The sequence below is a fragment of the Winogradskyella eckloniae genome (assembly GCF_013249045.1).
In the GTDB taxonomy this organism is placed as follows: Bacteria; Bacteroidota; Bacteroidia; order Flavobacteriales; family Flavobacteriaceae; genus Winogradskyella; species Winogradskyella eckloniae.
On record NZ_JABRWP010000009.1, the window covers coordinates 34,874 to 53,986 of the forward strand.

Genomic DNA, 19,113 nt, shown 5'->3' on the forward strand with positions numbered 1-19,113 from the left:
AGTGCTTTTATTAAATTTGCACAAAGGCTAAAGATAAATGATTTTAAAAGCATTTAAAGAAAAATCAAATCGAAAATATGTGAACAAATTGTTGGCAGAACGTAAATCTTCTGTAAACAATGATAAAGTTAAGACAGTTGCGGTTTTATTAAATGCTAGTGAATTTCATGAATTTGAGGTGTTTAGGGTGTATTTTAAAGAATTAGGATTAAATTCTCCTAAGCATAAAATTGTGGCCTTTACTATGGACGATAAGTTAGAGCATAATCAATGGAATGCGCATTTTAGTCCTAAAGATTTTGGCTGGAACGGAAAAATAAAAAATTTAGATTTGCAATCTTTTATTGACGAACCATTTGATATGTTGATTTGTTTTTTTAAAAATCCGGTTTTACAATTAAATCAAATGACAGCAGTCTCTAATGCCAATTTTAAAGTTGGAATATCAAAAGAAGATGAAAGACTTTATGATTTAATAATTGATGTAGAGTTAAAAAACATCAACATTTTTAAACAAGAATTAAAGAAATATTTAAACATACTAAAAAAATTATAATGAAAAAGTTTATAGGAACTGGTGTTGCACTAATCACACCTTTTAATTCAGATTTGAGTATAGACTTTGATGCATTAGAGCGTCTTGTAGAATATAACATAGCCAACGGAACTGATTATTTGGTCATAAGCGGAACAACAGGAGAAAGTGTTACAGTAACTGCTGAAGAAAAAAAGGAATTAATTGCTTTTATTGTTAAAGTAAATAATGGAAGACTACCTTTAGTTTTAGGTATAGGAGGTAACAACACTGCAACTGTAGTAAAAGAAATAAAGACTACAGATTTTTCTGCTATAGATGGTATTCTGTCAGTATCTCCATATTATAGCAAGCCAACACAAGAAGGGATTTATCAACATTTCAAGGCGATTGCAACAGTAGCACCTAAACCTATAATATTATATAATGTTCCAGGTAGAACGTCTTCTAATATGCTACCAGAAACAACAATAAGATTAGCAAAAGATTTTGATAATATAGTTGCCGTAAAAGAAGCAGGTAATAATGTGCATCAGTATTTAGAGCTATTAAGAACAAAGCCAAAAGAATTTTTGGTACTATCTGGTGATGATGATTTAGCTTTGGGTGTAGCTTTAGCAGGTGGTTCTGGTGTTATTTCGGTTATAGGACAAGCGTTACCAAAGGAATTTTCTGAAATGATACGATTAGGTATAGCTCGAAAAGCCAAGGAAGCTTATGATATTCATTTTAAATTAATGCCAATAGTAGGTTTAATATTTTCAGAGAATAATCCTGCAGGAATAAAAGCCGTTTTAGAATGTCTTAATATTTCAAATTCGTATGTGCGTTTGCCATTAGTAGAAGCTACAGAAAACCTAAAGCACGAGATAAAAGAAGCGCTAAAAGTATTAGGTAAAAGTTAAACTTTATATAAATACGAAGTTAGCCTAGAAACAACCATTAATTTAGCCAATAATAATTGTTTTTAAATTCCGTTTATAATGTTTACTTTTGCATTCTGTTTAAAATTTATGAAGAGAGGATTCTATATATTAGTTCTAGCCATAGTTTTGGTGTCGTGTAGTGATTTTCAGAAAACCTTAAAATCTGAAGATACATCAGCTAAGTTTGAAATGGCAGAAGAACTTTACAATACTGGAAAGTGGTCTAAATCATTTAGACTATTAGATCAAATTCTTCAAAAGTATAGAGGGAAGCCTCAAGCAGAAAAATTAACATTTATGCATGCCATGTGTTTGTATAATATGAAAGAATATTACAGGTCGAGTTACCATTTAGATAAATTTACAGATATATATCCTCAAAGTGAAAAGGCTGAAGAAGCGTCATTTTTATCTGCAAAAGGCTATTATTATAATTCACCAGTGTATTCTAAGGAACAAAAAGAAACGATTGAGGCCATTGAAAAGTTTCAATTATTTGTGAATGCGCATCCAAATTCTCAATATTTAAATGAAGCGAATTCACTTGTAAAAGAACTAGATTTTAAATTAGAGAAGAAAGCATTTGAAATTGCTAAGCAATACGATTTAATAAAGGATTATAAAGCTTCAATTAAGTCATTTAATAACTTCTTGTTAGAGTTTCCAGGAACTACCTTGAGAAGTGAAGCGTTTTACTACAGACTCGATGCTGCTTATAATTTAGCGATTTTAAGTGTAGATTATTTAAAAGAAGAACGATTAAATGACGCCATAGGTTATTATAATGCATTAAAGAAAGCATATCCCAACACAACAAATCTTGAGAATGCAACCGTAATGTATAACCATTTACAAGAGGAGTTAAAGACAATAATGACAAAAAGTTAAACTATTATAACAATGGATTTAAAAAAGACAGATGCACCAGTAAGTTCAGTAACTTACAATAGAAATGAGATAGATGCGCCTACAGACAATATTTATGAGGCAATTTCTGTTATTGCAAAGCGTGCAGAGCAAATTAATACAGATATAAGAAGAGAGTTAATTGACAAGCTAGAAGAGTTTGCAACATATAACGATAGTCTTGAAGAAATTTTTGAAAACAAAGAACAAATAGAAGTTTCTAAGTTTTATGAAAAATTACCAAAGCCACATGCATTAGCTGTAAAGGAATGGTTAGATGATAAGATTTATCATAGAAATACTGACGATCCTCAGCCTTAATTAAATGTCTATTTTAAAAGACAAAAACATTTTATTAGGCATTACAGCTGGTATTGCCGCATACAAATCTGCTAACTTAGTACGATTATTCATAAAAGCAGGTGCTAACGTTAAAGTCGTTATGACACCTGCTTCTAAGGATTTTATAACACCACTTACCCTTTCTACTTTATCTAAAAATCCTGTGTTCTCATCTTTTACAGAAGAGGAGGATGACAGTCAGGTTTGGAATAATCACGTTGATTTAGGCCTTTGGGCGGATCTTTTTATAATTGCGCCTGCAACCGCAAATACTATGGCTAAAATGGCAAATGGTGTTTGTGATAATATTTTATTGGCAACGTATTTATCTGCTAAATGTCCTGTGTATTTTGCACCAGCAATGGATTTAGATATGTATAAGCATCAGTCTACAAAAGCTTCGTTTGAAAAATTAAAGGCATTTGGAAATAAAATGGTTCCGGCAGGAACGGGCGAACTTGCCAGTGGTTTAGTTGGCGAAGGTAGAATGGCAGAACCAGAAGATATTGTAGAATTTATTGAAAAAGACATTTTAAATCAATTACCACTTAACGGAAAAAAGGTTTTAATTACAGCTGGTCCAACATATGAGGCCATAGATCCTGTTCGGTTTATTGGTAACCATTCTAGTGGGAAAATGGGATTTGAGATTGCTAAGGCAGCATCAAAATTAGGTGCTGAGGTTATTTTGGTTTCAGGTCCTACACATCAAACCTTATCTAATAGTTTAGTTTCTATTCAATCTGTAGTAAGTGCAGAAGAGATGTATACAGAGGTTCATAAGCATTTTAAATCAATGGACATCGCTATACTATCTGCAGCAGTAGCAGATTATAGACCTAAAAATGTGGCCAGTCAGAAAATAAAAAAGAAGACATCTACGTTTACTATAGAGTTAGAAAAAACAAAGGATATTTTAAAATCGCTTGGAGACATAAAGACACACCAGTTTTTAGTAGGTTTTGCATTAGAAACAAATAATGAAATTGAACATGCTAAAGGGAAGCTTAAGTCAAAAAACTTGGATCTAATAGTGCTCAATTCATTACGAGACAAAGGAGCAGGTTTTGGCGTGTCAACAAATAAAGTTACATTTATAACATCGGCAAATAAAGTTATAGAAAATGACTTAAAGTCTAAAGCGGAAGTGGCAGACGATTTAATGAAACTTATATTAACACAATCAAATGCGTAAACTTTTATTTTTATTTTCTTTTTTGATATTAAGCAATGCGTTTTCGCAAGAGCTTAATTGTACAGTCAATGTTATAGCGCAACAAACAGGTAACGAAAATGATGTCATTTTTAAAACCTTAGAAAAGCAGTTAACAGAATTTATTAATAATACAAAATGGACAAATAAATCATTTAAACCACATGAGCGTATTAATTGTGGTATGGTTATAAATGTAAGAGAAAACAATAATGATGCTTTTTCTGCAACAATACAAGTGTCATCTTCGCGTCCAATATATAATTCTACGTACAGTTCACCAGTTTATAATTATAATGACAAGGATTTTAATTTTCAATATTTAGAATTTCAAAATTTAGTTTTTAACGAAAGTCAATTCGAATCTAACTTAGTTTCAGTTTTAGCTTTTCATGTTTACATGATTTTAGGGATGGATGCTGATTCATTTGAGCTAAATGGAGGTGATGACTATTTTAAACAAGCACAAACTATAGCAGGTTATTCTCAGCAATTAAGTGGTCAAGGTTGGAAATTAGAAGATGGATTACAATCTCGTTTTGCATTGATAGATAACATAATGTCGCCGTCTTTTAAAAGTATTAGGAAAGCAAATTATATGTATCATATAGAGGGTTTAGATATAATGAATGAAAATCAAAAAGATGGAAAAACTAAAATTATTTCGGTTTTTAATGAATTGCAAAAAGTGCATAAAATTCGTCCAAATTCTTTTTTAATGCGTGTCTTTTTTGATGCTAAGGCAGATGAAATTTTAGATATCCTCAATGGCGGACCTAAAGTAAATATTGCTCAGGCAAAAGAATTGCTTATCAAAATTGCGCCAATGTATTCTCAAAAGTGGCAAAATATAACATATTAGTTTTAGCGTTACCCTAATTTTGTGATCTAGTTTTATTTTAGAAACTTAATTTTTTTTCTTCATTCCTTTTCATTTTTTTAGCGATAATCACTTAATTTCGTAGTGTAAAAAACTATATAAGATTGCTTACATCACTTTACATAAAAAACTATGCGCTCATTGATGAGTTAAGCGTTTCCTTTAATAATGGTCTTACTATTATAACGGGTGAAACAGGAGCAGGGAAATCTATTCTATTAGGTGGTTTGTCGTTGGTTTTAGGGAAACGAGCAGATTTAAGTCAGGTAAAAAACACTGCGGAGAAGTGTATTATTGAAGCGAGCTTTGATCTTGGTAACTATAATTTAAAAGCATTATTTGCAGAATTAGACTTAGACTATGACGTGCAAACTATAATAAGGCGAGAAATTTTACCATCAGGTAAATCTAGGGCTTTTATTAATGATACACCAGTAAACCTAGAACGATTAATAGCATTGAGTAAGTATTTAATAGATATTCATTCACAACACCAAACTCAGCAACTAACACAAGATGATTATCAGTTTAAGGTCATCGATGCGCTAGCCGAAAACCAGCTGAATTTAGAACAATTTTCTAATAAATTAACGGCATATAAGTCAATTCAAAAAGCCTTAGAAGAATTAAAAGGATCTCGAGCTGAGTTAATAAAAGAATACGATTATAATTTGTTTTTGTCTAAAGAGTTAACAGAGATTAATTTAGAAAAAATAAATTTAGAAGAATTAGAAACGCAGTACGAAGCGCTTAATAATGTAGAAATTATAGGAGAGAAGTTAAGTAGCTCAAAATCTATATTAGAGGCAGAGTCATTAGGCGTTGTAGATCAGATTAATTTAATACGACAAGAACTTTCTAAAATTGAAAGCTTCGGTCCATCGTATGAAACTTTAAAGGAACGCATTGTAAGTATAGGAATAGAAATTGATGATATACTTATAGAAATAGATAATTTAGATGAAAAATTAGCGACAGACCCTCAAGAGTTAGAGCAGATAAATTATAAGCTTCAGGTGGTCAATAATTTATTTCAAAAGCATTCGGTTTCTAGTATTTTAGAATTAAATGCTATTAAAACAGAATTAAAATCAAAAATTGATAATACTGAAAGTCTTGATGAAGTCATCAGTTTAAAAGAACAAGAACTCGTAGAGGTAGAAGGGCATTTAAATAAAATTGCATTAAAAATTCATAAAAAAAGAGAACAAGTTATTCCAGTATTTGTGTCTAAATTAGAATTAATTTTAAACGAATTAGGAATGCCTAATGCGAAATTTAAAGTAAATTTAGAATCTAGAGATGCCTTTGCAGCTAATGGAAAAGATAATTTGCAGTTTCTGTTTATGGCAAACAAAGGGTCTAATTTTAATGAGCTCAAAAAATCGGCTTCAGGTGGTGAGTTATCACGTATAATGTTAGCGATTAAATCTATATTGGCAACTTATATACAATTACCTTCAATTATGTTTGACGAAATTGATACAGGTGTTTCTGGAGAAATTTCGAATAAAATGGGTGAGATAATGAAGCAAATGAGTACGCATATGCAAGTATTTACGATTACACATTTACCGCAAATTGCGGCAAAAGGGGATTCACATTTTAAAGTATTTAAGACTGATATTAAAGACATAACGCATACACAGCTTAAAAAACTAAATGAAGAAGAACGTGTGGTAGAAATTGCCCAAATGTTGGGAGGTTTAAGTATTACAGATTCTGCTTTGGCACACGCCAAACAGCTATTAAATTAATAATTTTTTAAAGCGCAAATAAACTTAATAATTTTTGACTAGATTTAATTAACTAACAACTAAACACTATGTCTTACAACTTACTAAAAGGAAAAAGAGGAATCATTTTTGGAGCATTAGATGAAAATTCTATTGCATGGAAAACAGCAGTTAGAGTCCATGAAGAAGGCGGAACATTTGTTCTTACCAATGCACCAGTTGCAATGAGAATGGGCCAAATAAATGAACTCGCAGAACAAACAGGGTCTCAAATAATCCCAGCTGACGCAACCTCTGAAGAGGATTTACAAAACTTAGTAGAACAATCAATGGAGATTTTAGGTGGTAAAATTGATTTTGTTTTACACTCTATAGGAATGTCTATTAATGTTAGAAAAGGAAAACATTATACAGATCAAAATTACGCATGGACTCAAAAAGGTACAGACGTATCTGCAATGTCTTTTCACAAAGTGATGCAAACATTATACAAGGCAGATGCCATGAATGAATGGGGAAGTATTGTTGCCTTAACATATATGGCTGCACAACGCGTGTTTCCAGATTATAATGATATGGCAGATAATAAAGCTTATTTAGAAAGTATTGCACGTAGCTTTGGTTATTTCTTTGGACGTGATAAAAAAGTAAGAGTAAATACAATATCTCAATCACCAACACCAACAACAGCAGGTAGTGGTGTTAAAGGTTTTGATGGCTTTATTGCTTACGCAGAAAAAATGTCGCCATTAGGAAATGCCTCTGCCATGGATTGTGCAAATTATACCATAACACTATTCAGTGATTTAACGAAACGAGTAACTCTACAGAATTTATATAATGATGGTGGATTTAGTAATATGGGTGTAAGTGATAGCGTAATGGAAACCTTTGTTAATAATCAATAATTAATTACGTTTACGTAAGAAAGGCTATAATACAAGTTGGTGTATTATAGCCTTTTTTTGTTTTTGAATTTACCGAATTTTAAAATTTAATGACTCTTTATTTAAAAATGAGATATAGTAAATGAGATTTACGTTATTTATCGTCCTTTTCTACATTTCATCGATTTGAAAGTTAAAGCTATCAGTGTTGCATAGAATTAACATATTTTTAGGGAATTACTAACTATTAATCCATTTTTATGAAAAAAAATTTACTACTAACAATTATTGCATTTTGCTTTATCACCTTTGGCTTTTCCCAGGCTGATTGCGCGAATGCATTAGTATTAACTCCAGGGACACCACAAGTAGGTGATACAACTGGACAATCAGGAAGCTTCTCCGATTCTAATACTGCACCAGAAGTTAACCCTTGTAGCGGAAGCTACAATGATCTTGAATATTGGTTTCAGTACACTGCTGTTGAGACAGGTGAAACTCTAGATATTACAATATCTGACCTTACCAATACTTACTATGGTGTATTTGTAATTGATAATTGTCCTGATTCATCACCAAGTTGTGTTGCATCTACTACTAATGGTGGATCTTCTGCTGATCTAGTATTAACTACACCTGCTTTAACAGCAGGAGTCGTTTATTACATTGTATTATCAGATTGGATTCAAGGACCAACGACATTTACTATGACTAGTGCTGTAACTCCTCCACCTACATGTTTAGTTCCAACAGATTTAACTGCGACTGGTATTACTGATTCTTCAGCAGAATTAGCTTGGACAGAGGCAGGAACAGCTACTGTATGGAATATAGAAATTGTTGATGCAGGAAATGCGGCTACAGGTACACCTACAGCAACTGGCGTTTCAAACCCATATTCAGCTATGAACTTAACAGAGAATAGTGATTATGAGTTTTATGTACAAGCAGATTGTGGTATGGCAGATGGTGTATCAGAATGGGCTGGACCATTTGCATTTTCAACGATATGTTCATCAATCACTCCAGATTATTTAGCTGATATGTCTGCAAATGCTCCTGATTGTTGGGAAGAGGCAAACAGTGGTGACGCTGCAAGTGGACCAATGGATTTAGGTTCAGGATTATGGTATGCGTCTAATCATAATGGCACACCAAGTAATGCCATTAACATGTGGTCTGATGTAAGAAGCGATTGGATAATATCTCCAATGTTTGATTTATCGACTGCTGCACCTAGCGAACTGAATGTATATGTAGCTTTAACAGAAAGTTCAACAAGTGGTGCTAATGCAGATTTAGGATCTGATGATAATATAGAATTATTAATGACTACAGATGGAGGTACAACTTGGGTTTCAATGCAATCTTGGACTCAAGGAAATGTACCAACTGATGTTGGAGAAGAAATTACATATGATCTATCTGCAATTACAGGGACTGTACAATTTGCCTTTTTAGGTGATGAAGGAGAGGTAAATGATACAGAGGATGTTTATTTCCATGTAAGTAAATTTCAAGTAAGGGAAACACCTTCTTGTATTGAGCCTTCAGCTTTAATGGCTTCAGGTGAAACAATGAATTCAGTAGATTTAGCATGGACTATTGGAGATGCTGAGACGTTATGGGATATTGAATTGGTTGATATTACGGCTGGAGCTACTGCAACAGGAACAGCAACAACAACAGGTATTACAACTAACCCTTATACTTTAACGGGTCTTGATGCTAATAATGATTACGAAGTATATTTAAGATCAGATTGTGGTGCAGGTGGAACGTCTACTTGGATTGGGCCAGTTGCTTTTTCTACAGCATGTGATGCTGAAGTAGCACCTTATTCTCAAGATTTTGAAAATGCAGGTGATATTCCTTCTTGTTGGACAAGTTCTTCATCAACGGCTAGAGTTTGGGCATTTGCTACGACGCCTACATTTGGAAATTCATATACTGATCATACATCAGGTTCTGGTTATTTTGCGTTTGTTGATGCTTCAACTGCAACAACTACTACTGATGCAACGTTAACATCACCAATGGTAGATGTTTCAGGACTAACTGCACCTGCGTTAAAATTTTATGCTTATCATTTTGTTTCATCAGGAACAAATTCAAATACATTAACGGTTGAAGTTTGGGATGGTGCAGCTTGGAACCAAGTTTACACAGATGCTGATGGAAATTTAGATGAATGGGAAGCGATTATTATTGACTTATCGTCTTTAACTATAACTGGAAACATTCAAGCTAGATTTATTGTAGATACAGAGTCAAATTCAAATTTCTATAATGATATAGCAATTGATGATGTTTCATTTGACGAAGCACCTTCATGTTTTGATCCTACAACTTTAGCAGCTTCAAATATTACTTTTGATTCTGCAGAGTTAAGTTGGGTAGAAGCTGGTTCTGCAACATCATGGAATATTGAATTGGTAGATGTTACAGCAGGAAATTCTGTTACAGGAACGGCTACAGCTACAGGTGTGGCAAATCCTTATATGCTTTCTGGTTTAACAGCTGATAATGATTACGAGTTTTACGTTCAAGCAGATTGTGGCGCAAGTGGCACATCAGCATGGGTTGGACCGTTTGCTTTTTCGACTACGGTATTATGTCCTGAACCAAGCGCATTAGATGCAACTAATATTACAGATGATTCAGCTAGTTTAGAATGGACAATGGGAGCAACTGAAGGCTTATGGGATATTGAATTAGTGGATGTTACTGCAGCTGGTGCAGCTACAGGAACTCCAACGGAAACAGGAGTTTCTAACCCTTATATGGCTACAGGATTAACAGCTCAGAATGATTATGAATTTTATGTAAGAGCTGATTGTGTTGCTAATGGTACATCGGAATGGGTTGGTCCATTTGCATTTACTACGGCATGTTCAACATTTACACCAGACTATACTGAAAGTTTTGATACGTTTGTACCAGACTGTTGGATAGAAGCTGGTGCTGGTGATCCTACAACGGGTCCATCTGATTTAAATTCTGGTTTATGGAATCATACTGATTTTGTAAATGCTGGTGGTAGCAATAATTCTGCTAAAATTAACTTGTATTTCAATAATAGAGAAGATTGGTTACTATCTCCTTCATTTGATTTATCAGCTGGTGGATATGAGTTGGTTTATACAGTTGCCGTTACGGATTGGAATAACTCTAATGTACCTGAGTTAAATGGTATGGGTTCTGATGATGAAGTTCAGGTATTAATTTCAACAGATTCTGGAGCAACTTGGACTAATTTAGCAACGTATAATCAATCTAATTTCCCTTCAGAAACTGGAGATGAAATAATAATTGATTTATCTGCATATACAGGTACTGCTCAATTTGCTATTTGGGCAACTGATGGAACTGTTGATGATACAGAAGATTATGATTTCTTTGTAGATGAATTTAAAGTAAGAACACCTTTAGCTTGTGTTAGTGCTGAGGTTGATTCTTCGGTAGTAGTTGATGATTGTGCGAATGGACAATTTAGTGTTAACGTTGATGTTACTACTGTAGGTGACGCTACTCAAATTAGTGATGGAACTAATGTATATGCAATTACAGGGACAGGCGTATTAGTGGCAGGTCCATATACGGAAGGGACGACAGTAACTCTTACTGTTGAGCACGCTGACGTATCATGTAACTTTAGTTTAGGAGACTTTACTTTTGCATGTCCTCCAGTCAATGATGACATAGCAGCAGCTATTGCTGTAGTGGTAGATGAAGGCTACTGTGATGGTACTAATACTAATGGTAATATTACTGCTAGTACAGATTCTGGAGAAGGTGATGGTTCTTGTTTCCTTGGTGGATCGAACGATGTTTGGTTTACATTTACAGTGCCAGCTGGTGTAGCAACAGTAGATGTTTCTACAGATTTTACAGGTGGAACATTAGTTGATTCTGAAATCGCAGTGTATTCTGGAGTTTCTGGTTCGTTGGTAGAATTAGGATGTGATCAAGATAGTGGTACAACTATTTTATCTAATGGTTCTTCATGGAATTCTATTATTAGCGATTTAGCGGTTACTGTTGGAGAAACATACTATGTTCAGGTTTCTGGATATTTTGGTTCAGAAGGTAGTTTCTGTTTAGATATCGTAACGAATCAAGTATTAGGGACTGATGATTTTGAAAGCGAGTCTGCTTTTACTTATTATCCTAACCCAGTGAAGCACACATTAACATTGAATGCTCAAAATAATATAGAGCAAGTAGCAATGTTCAATGTATTAGGTCAAGAAGTTTTAAGAGCTACGCCTAATGCAATAGACAGTGAAGTAGATATGTCTCAATTACAAAATGGTGCATATTTTGTTAAAGTAACTATTGCAAATGTTACTCAAACAATAAAAGTGATTAAAGAGTAATTTTAATCGCAATTATAAATATAAAGGCCACTTTTAACAGTGGCCTTTTTTTTGTGAAATAGTTTAGCCATCAACAGCCTTATTTGTTCTATTCGCTTCATTTTGTTTTTGGTTTATTTACCTTTGTGATCTATGAAAGTAATTCGTTTTTCATTTATTATTCCTGTATATAATAGACCAGATGAGATTAAGGAACTTCTAGAGAGTTTTCTAAATTTTGATGATGCTATACCATTTGAGATTGTAATTGTGGAAGATGGCTCTACAGAATCTTCAGAAAATGTTGTGAAACATTATAGTGATCAGCTAGATATATCTTATTATTTTAAGTCCAATTCAGGTCCAGGAGATTCTAGAAATTTCGGAATGAAAAAGGCAAAAGGTAATTATTATATTATTTTAGATTCTGATGTTATCATGCCATCAAACTATTTAAATGAGGTAAATACGTTTTTACGTGCAAATTATTACGACTGTTTTGGTGGTCCTGACGCTGCACATGATTCCTTTTCAAATGTACAGAAAGCCATAAATTTTGCAATGACATCATTTATTACAACAGGTGGCATTAGAGGAGGCGAACATCAGGTGGAGGATTTTCAGCCAAGAAGTTTTAATATGGGATTGTCTAAAAACGCGTTTTTGGCTTCAGAAGGTTTTGGTAAGATTCATCCAGGTGAGGATCCCGATTTATCCTTAAGACTTCACAAATTGGGATTTAAAACCACTTTGATTAAAGATGCTTTTGTCTACCATAAACGACGAATTTCTTGGTCTAAATTTTATAAGCAGGTTAATAAATTTGGTATGGTAAGACCCATTTTAAATCAATGGCATCCAAATTCTAAAAGTGTGGTGTATTGGTTTCCAAGTTTATTTAGTTTAGGTTTTGTTTTTTCCTTGCTTTTGTTACTAATAAACATTTATATACCATTTTATTTATTTGGGTTATATTTTGTCATTGCGTTTTTGTTAGCTTTAATGACTAACAAGAATATAATTATAGCAGTACAGTCTATATTAGCAATACTGATTCAGTTTTTTGGATATGGAATTGGGTTTTTAAAATCAACGTTTTATGTCGCTATATTAAAAAGAAATCCTAAAGACGTATTTCCAAAATTGTTTTTTTAGTATGAGATCTAGGAATAATATAAGCATTTTAGACTACTTTAAAAAAAGAAACTATAAGCGATTTAGTTTGTTTTTTATTGCAGCGTTTATATTATTAATTTTTTCAAAACTATCGAGTGATTATAAGCAAACGATAAAACTAAAAGTAAAATTAGTTAATTTAGAGGATGAGGTTATTATTGAAAATGATACATCCAATTACATCGAAGCTTACGTAGAAGCAAAAGGATTTTCGTTACTGCCTTTGGTTTTTAATGATTCAAAAGAGTTAATTGTAAATTCTAATAGTAATATATCAACAAAAGGACGATCTTATATTTTTGATGTTCAAAAACATAAGTTTTTAATTGAAGGACAACTGGGAAGTTCGTTTAAATTGTTGTCAGTTTTGCCAGATACAGTTTATATTTCTTATTCTAAAAGTGCTTCAAAACTTGTACCTGTTACATTAATAGAGCATATAAATTACGCAGTTGGTTATGATTTAAAAGATGATTTTGAATTGAGTATTGATAGTGTAAAAGTAGTAGGCTCATCAGTTCTTTTAGATTCCATTACAAAAATAAGCACAACAGATGTCATATTAAATAAGGTAAAGAATGATATCAATAAAACTGTAAAGCTCGATGTTTCGAAGTTTGAAAACATAGAGGTCTATCCTGAAACTGTGCATATTAAAGGTAAAGTGTCGCGGTTTACAGAAGGCATTATGGTCATACCAGTTGAAATTATAAATCAACCCAACGACGTAACGATAAATTACTTTCCAAAAACGGTAAGTGTTTCATTTTATGTAGATCTAGAAAATTATAATTCCGTAAAGACCGAATATTTTAGTGTAGTATGCAACTTTGCAGACCTAGTACATAATCAAGATTTTTTAATGCCAAAGGTGGTAAAAAAACCTTCAAGTGTTAAGCATGTAAATATTAAGCAAAAACGGATTGATTTTATTAAGTTATAAATTATGATAGTAGTTGGTTTAACAGGTGGCATTGGTAGTGGTAAAACTACGGTTCTTAATTATTTTAAATCTTTAGGAGTGCCTGTATATATTGCAGACGATGAGGCAAAAGCACTAATGCATAGATCTAAGGTTATTAGAAGAAAACTAATACACTTATTTGGTGAAGAGGCCTATAAAGATAATGCGTTAAATAAGGCTTTTTTAGCGTCAAAGATTTTTAACGATAAAGGGTTATTAGAAAAAATGAATGCAATAATACACCCAAAAGTTGCTTCACATTTTAAGCGTTGGCTTAAAAAACAAGATGCCTTATATGTGATAAAGGAAGCTGCTATTATTTTTGAAAACAATCTAGAACATCAATACCATTACATTATTACAGTGATCGCAGATGAGGATATAAGAATACAGCGTGTTATTAAACGAGATCAGTCTTCAGAGAAAAAAATAAAAGCCATTATTAACAATCAATTATCTGATGCAGAAAAGATTAGAAAATCTGATTTTGTCATTGTTAATAATGATTTGTTAGTAGCTAAGGACCAAGCGCGTAAGGTTCATGAGGATATTCTAAAAAGAATAAAGCGCAAATAAAATTCTTTCTTTTGTTAACGTTAGGTTAAACATAATTTGTGCTAAATGTTAAAATGTTAAATTTGGCTGATGAGCAAAAAGCTATTTGTATTATTGATAGTCCTTATGAGTTTGTCACTCATCGGTATAATTTTTGTACAGTATTTTTTTATTAATAAGAGCATAGAGAATGAGGATAAAAACTTTACATTGAGTGTAAAGCGCTCTTTAAGCCTTGTCTCTAAATCAATTGAAGATATGGAGTTTAGAGATGCATACTCTAAATTACAACCAGCTCTTAATAAAGATAACAAAGTAGATTCTGTAAAGATTAGACAGCTTTTTGTTAAAACAGAAGATGAAATTAATGATCTCACAATTGTAAATCGCAGTACAGTTTTTGAGGAATATTATAAAGTTCCACCTTCTTTGTTCTTTGAAATTGATGCAGATAGTTTAAATATTAGTAAACTGACTAACGAAAAGGTCACGGAAGTTTATAATAATGTAAGATTAGATGGTAGCAAGTCTGTAGAGCCAATACAACGTCTGGTAGAGATTACCTCAATGCCTACGATTGTAAGGCAAATGTATGAGGATGTTTTTAAACCATTGTTAAAAACAATTCCTATTTATAAACGTATTACGACCCAACAAGTTGAATTATTTTTAGATAAAGAATTAAAGGATGAAGGCATAGATTTAGATTTTGAATTTGGGATATATGACAATGATTTAGCGACTAAAATACAATCGGAAAATTTTGATATGTCCAATGCCTATAAAGGTGTTCAAATTTTTTTAGATAATAATGATAAGAGTAGTTATAATTTATGGGTAGAGTTTCCGGAAAGAAAAAAATACCTGTTATCATCCATAATTTGGATGATAGTGTTATCTATAGTTTTTACTAGTATTATAATTATTGCATACGCAAGTGCTATTTATCAATTAATAAGACAACGTCAAATATCACAGATTAAGACCGATTTTATTAATAATATGACGCACGAGTTTAAAACGCCAATAGCTACCATAAACTTGGCATTAGACTCCATAAAAAACCCAAAAATTCTTAATGACCAAGACAAGGTTTTACGTTATTTAGGAATGATTAAGGAGGAAAATAAACGTATGCACGCTCAAGTAGAAAATGTTTTACGAATTTCTAAATTAGAAAAAAACGAACTTAATATTAGTAAGGAAAGACATGAGTTGCACGACTTAATAGAAGATGCTATTACACATGTAGAACTCATTATAGAAGATAGAAAAGGATACGTAAAAACGCATTTAAACGCAGAGCATACTTCAATTTTAGCGAACGAATCACATTTTACAAATGTGTTAGTTAATATATTAGATAATGCCATTAAGTATTCGGAAAATGCACCGAAAATTGATGTATATACCGAAAATGTAGGTAACAACATTATTTTAAAAGTAGCAGATCAAGGAAACGGTATGTCTAAAGCAGTAGCTAAACGTGTTTTTGAAAAATTTTATAGAGAACACACTGGCAATGTACATAATGTAAAAGGGCATGGGCTAGGTTTAGCTTATGTAAAAAGAATAGTAGACGACCATCAAGGTCATATATCAGTAGAAAGTGAAAAAGGAAAAGGCAGTACTTTTATTATAAAAATGCCGTTAATATCATAAAAACAGAATTATGGAAGAGCAAAATAAAAAAATACTATTAGTTGAGGATGATCCTAACTTCGGCACCGTTTTAAAGGACTATTTAATGATGAACGATTATGACGTTGTCCATGCAAAAAATGGTATGGAAGGTTTTGAGAAGTTCAAAAAAGATGATTATGATCTTTGTATTTTAGATGTGATGATGCCTTATAAGGATGGATTTACATTAGCTAAAGAAATACGAGAAAAAAACACAGATGTTCCTATTATTTTCTTAACGGCAAAAGCGATGAAAGAAGATGTTCTAAAAGGCTACAAAGTGGGTGCTGATGATTATCTTAACAAACCTTTTGATAGTGAAGTTCTTTTAATGAAAATAAAGGCTATAATGCAACGTAAAGCTACTGATACAGTTGCAGATAGTAAACAATTTGAATTTAAAATTGGTCGTTTTGACCTTAATTCTAAATTACGCTTCTTAAAGTTTGATGGTGGTGATCCTACAAAATTATCTCCAAAAGAAAATGAGCTATTGCGTTTATTAGCCTTGCACGAAAATGATTTAATGCCTAGAGAATTAGCCCTTACAAAAATATGGAGAGATGATAATTATTTTACATCGCGAAGTATGGACGTTTATATAGCAAAATTGCGTAAATATTTAAAGCTAGATCCTAATGTTGAAATTTTAAACATTCATGGTGAAGGGTTTAGATTAGTAATTAATAACCAATAAGGTGTTATTGATACCAAATAGTGATCCAGTTCTTTGAGCTGGATTTTTTTTTAAGTCTCATTTTTAGTACCAATATGAATACGTTGTTTAAAGCCATTGCCTTGGTGTTTGTGCTTTTTATTTGTTATATAATTTATGCAGCAAATACAGGTCTTGATTCAATTTTTTTTGATGTTGTAAACGGATTACCATTTGGTGATAAGATGGGACATTTTTTCTTGTTTGGCGTCTTAACGTTACTAATAAACTTTGCACTTAAGTACAAAGAATTTAAATTATTTATTAAGCTGCCCATTGGCACGTGTATCGTCGCTATTGTTGTTTTAATAGAAGAAATAAGTCAAGGTTTTATACCAAATAGAACATTAGATATAACTGATCTCTTAGCAGATGTTTTGGGGATTTTGTTGTTTAGTTACCTAGGTAAAATATGGTATAATCTATCTTTTCAACGTAGGAGCACAAAAACTTAGAATTAAGATATTTTAATTGTAGTCTTTATATGCTCAATTATTTCGTTAATATCTGTTTTAAAATCAAACCAAGTAATAGATTCATCTTTTTTAAACCAAGTTAGCTGACGTTTAGCAAAGCGTCTTGTATTCTTTTTTATTTCAGAAATCGCAAAATCAAGCGTCCAAGTGCCTTCAAAATAATTAAACAATTCTTTATAGCCAACCGTATTCAGCGCATTAAGGTGTTTGTAGGGTAGAAGAGACTTCACTTCTTCTAATAACCCGTTTTCAATCATTATATCCACACGCTGATTAATTCTATCATAAATAATAGAGCGTTCTGCATTTAGACCAATACTGATGGTTTTAAAATCTCTATTTTTTTCAGAATTCGTAAGAAACGATGAGTAAGGTTTTCCTGTGCCAATACAAATTTCTAATGCTCTTATTACACGTTGTGGGTTAGCAATAGCGATGGTTTTAAAGGCTTCTGGATCTAGCATCTGCAATTGATTTTGCAAAGCGGAAAGGCCATTGTTTTCAAATTGAGTATTAAGTTCAGTTCTAATATTGGGATCAATCTCAGGGAAATAATCTAGCCCTTTTGTAACTGCTTTTACATATAGGCCAGATCCGCCAACCATAACCACAACCGGGTTTTTATGGTGTAAATTTTCTATTTTGGTAATGGCTTCTTGTTCAAAGTCGCCTACATTATAGTGATCTGTAATAGATTTGTTTTGAATAAAATAGTGTGTAGCAGCTTCTAATTCTTCTTTAAAAGGTACAGCAGTTCCGATAGCCATTTCTTTAAAAAATTGACGAGAATCTGCTGAAATTATTTCTGCATTAAAATGATTTGCCAATTTAATGCTTAAGGCTGTTTTACCTATCGCTGTTGGTCCAACTATAGATATTAAAAAATTAGTCATGTTTTAATTTACATCCGCATTTATGACAAAATTCTGCATCGTCTTGATGTTTTACCGTTAAGCAATTGATACAGCATTGAGAATTTAATTGTACTTCTGGCTCTGTATGGCTTGGTGAAGCATTGTCTTTTTCATGATCTTCCTTTAAGCTACTTTTTGCATATTCTGCCGAGACAATACCAGTTGGTACAGCTATTATGCCGTAACCTAATATCATAATAATGGTGGTTATAAATTGCCCTAAAGGAGTTTGTGGAGCAATATCGCCAAAACCTACAGTGGTTAAGGTTACAATACACCAATACACACTTTTTGGAATATTGGTAAAGCCGTTAGCTTCGCCTTCAACTAAATACATAATTGTTCCAAAAACTATAGAGGATACCATAACTGCAAACAGAAAAACAAGAATTTTTACACGACTGGCAATTATAGAATCTTTTAATTGGTTAGAGGCTCCTAAATAACGAGCTAGTTTTAAGATTCTAAATACTCTTAGTAATCGTAAAGCTCTTAAAGTAACTAAAGCATGCGCACCTCCAAATAAAAAGGTTAAATACATAGGAATGGTAGATAGAAAATCTATGATGCCAAAAAAACTAAAAATGTATTTAAAAGGTTTTCTTACGCTAATAACACGTAAAATATATTCTATAGAAAACAATATGGTTACGATCCATTCACAAACATAAAGAATGTTATGATACTTATTGTCAATACTTGATACACTTTCTAGCATAACAAGAACAATACTCACTAAAATAAAAACTAAAAGTAAAACATCAAATAATTTACCTGATGGCGTATCTGCTTCATAAATAATCTCATGCAGTTTAGATTTCCAATTATGTTTGTTACTCGTTTCCAT

General features: G+C 32.3%; 17 protein-coding genes. 15 read left to right on the forward strand and 2 right to left on the reverse strand.

The window, feature by feature from the left end:
• Nucleotides 1–37: 37 nt before the first annotated feature.
• The 15 genes from HNV08_RS13910 to HNV08_RS13980 all read left to right on the forward strand — a co-directional run bounded on the left by HNV08_RS13910 (nt 38) and on the right by HNV08_RS13980 (nt 17,331).
• Nucleotides 38–556: a DUF6913 domain-containing protein gene (locus HNV08_RS13910; RefSeq protein ID WP_173281963.1), complete on the forward strand. Its 519-nt coding sequence runs from the start codon at nt 38–40 to the stop codon at nt 554–556.
• On the forward strand, nt 556–1,440 hold the full coding sequence (gene dapA, locus HNV08_RS13915; RefSeq protein WP_173281964.1) for a 4-hydroxy-tetrahydrodipicolinate synthase: 885 nt from the start codon (nt 556–558) through the stop codon (nt 1,438–1,440). Before HNV08_RS13910 ends, dapA begins: the two co-directional genes overlap by 1 nt.
• A gap of 108 nt (nt 1,441–1,548) precedes the next feature.
• Nucleotides 1,549–2,349 (forward strand): outer membrane protein assembly factor BamD, encoded by an 801-nt coding sequence (locus HNV08_RS13920; RefSeq protein ID WP_241697232.1) that lies wholly within the window; start codon nt 1,549–1,551, stop codon nt 2,347–2,349.
• A 12-nt stretch (nt 2,350–2,361) separates the two neighbouring features.
• Nucleotides 2,362–2,688, forward strand: coding sequence for a DNA-directed RNA polymerase subunit omega (locus tag HNV08_RS13925; RefSeq protein WP_173281966.1), 327 nt, complete (start codon nt 2,362–2,364; stop codon nt 2,686–2,688).
• A gap of 4 nt (nt 2,689–2,692) precedes the next feature.
• The gene (gene coaBC, locus HNV08_RS13930) at nt 2,693–3,904 is read left to right on the forward strand and encodes a bifunctional phosphopantothenoylcysteine decarboxylase/phosphopantothenate--cysteine ligase CoaBC (RefSeq protein WP_173281967.1); all 1,212 of its coding nucleotides are present in this window, start codon (nt 2,693–2,695) and stop codon (nt 3,902–3,904) included.
• On the forward strand, nt 3,897–4,784 hold the full coding sequence (gene porD / locus HNV08_RS13935) for a type IX secretion system protein PorD (protein ID WP_173281968.1): 888 nt from the start codon (nt 3,897–3,899) through the stop codon (nt 4,782–4,784). Before coaBC ends, porD begins: the two co-directional genes overlap by 8 nt.
• Nucleotides 4,785–4,906: 122 nt before the next feature.
• On the forward strand, nt 4,907–6,559 hold the full coding sequence (recN, locus tag HNV08_RS13940; protein WP_173281969.1) for a DNA repair protein RecN: 1,653 nt from the start codon (nt 4,907–4,909) through the stop codon (nt 6,557–6,559).
• Between the two features lie 68 nt (nt 6,560–6,627).
• Nucleotides 6,628–7,446: an enoyl-ACP reductase FabI gene (locus HNV08_RS13945; RefSeq protein ID WP_173281970.1), complete on the forward strand. Its 819-nt coding sequence runs from the start codon at nt 6,628–6,630 to the stop codon at nt 7,444–7,446.
• A gap of 239 nt (nt 7,447–7,685) precedes the next feature.
• Complete coding sequence (locus tag HNV08_RS13950; RefSeq protein ID WP_173281971.1) at nt 7,686–11,804, forward strand: fibronectin type III domain-containing protein; 4,119 nt, start codon at nt 7,686–7,688, stop codon at nt 11,802–11,804.
• 132 nt (nt 11,805–11,936) lie between these two features.
• On the forward strand, nt 11,937–12,938 hold the full coding sequence (locus tag HNV08_RS13955; RefSeq protein WP_173281972.1) for a glycosyltransferase: 1,002 nt from the start codon (nt 11,937–11,939) through the stop codon (nt 12,936–12,938).
• Nucleotide 12,939: 1 nt separating this feature from the next.
• A complete protein-coding gene (locus tag HNV08_RS13960) occupies nt 12,940–13,902 on the forward strand; it encodes a YbbR-like domain-containing protein (protein ID WP_173281973.1) in 963 nt (320 codons plus the stop codon).
• A 3-nt stretch (nt 13,903–13,905) separates the two neighbouring features.
• Nucleotides 13,906–14,499 (forward strand): dephospho-CoA kinase, encoded by a 594-nt coding sequence (gene coaE / locus HNV08_RS13965; protein WP_173281974.1) that lies wholly within the window; start codon nt 13,906–13,908, stop codon nt 14,497–14,499.
• Between the two features lie 69 nt (nt 14,500–14,568).
• Nucleotides 14,569–16,140, forward strand: a complete 1,572-nt coding sequence (locus HNV08_RS13970; RefSeq protein WP_173281975.1) for a sensor histidine kinase — start codon at nt 14,569–14,571, stop codon at nt 16,138–16,140.
• A gap of 10 nt (nt 16,141–16,150) precedes the next feature.
• Nucleotides 16,151–16,858, forward strand: a complete 708-nt coding sequence (locus HNV08_RS13975) for a response regulator transcription factor (protein WP_173281976.1) — start codon at nt 16,151–16,153, stop codon at nt 16,856–16,858.
• 74 nt (nt 16,859–16,932) lie between these two features.
• Nucleotides 16,933–17,331 (forward strand): VanZ family protein, encoded by a 399-nt coding sequence (locus HNV08_RS13980; protein WP_173281977.1) that lies wholly within the window; start codon nt 16,933–16,935, stop codon nt 17,329–17,331.
• Between the two features lie 2 nt (nt 17,332–17,333).
• On the opposite strand, the gene miaA is transcribed toward HNV08_RS13980, so the two are convergent.
• Both miaA and HNV08_RS13990 read right to left on the reverse strand, forming a co-directional pair.
• Nucleotides 17,334–18,245, reverse strand: coding sequence for a tRNA (adenosine(37)-N6)-dimethylallyltransferase MiaA (gene miaA, locus HNV08_RS13985; RefSeq protein WP_173281978.1), 912 nt, complete (start codon nt 18,243–18,245; stop codon nt 17,334–17,336).
• Nucleotides 18,238–19,113, reverse strand: a complete 876-nt coding sequence (locus HNV08_RS13990) for an ion transporter (protein WP_173281979.1) — start codon at nt 19,111–19,113, stop codon at nt 18,238–18,240. Before HNV08_RS13990 ends, miaA begins: the two co-directional genes overlap by 8 nt.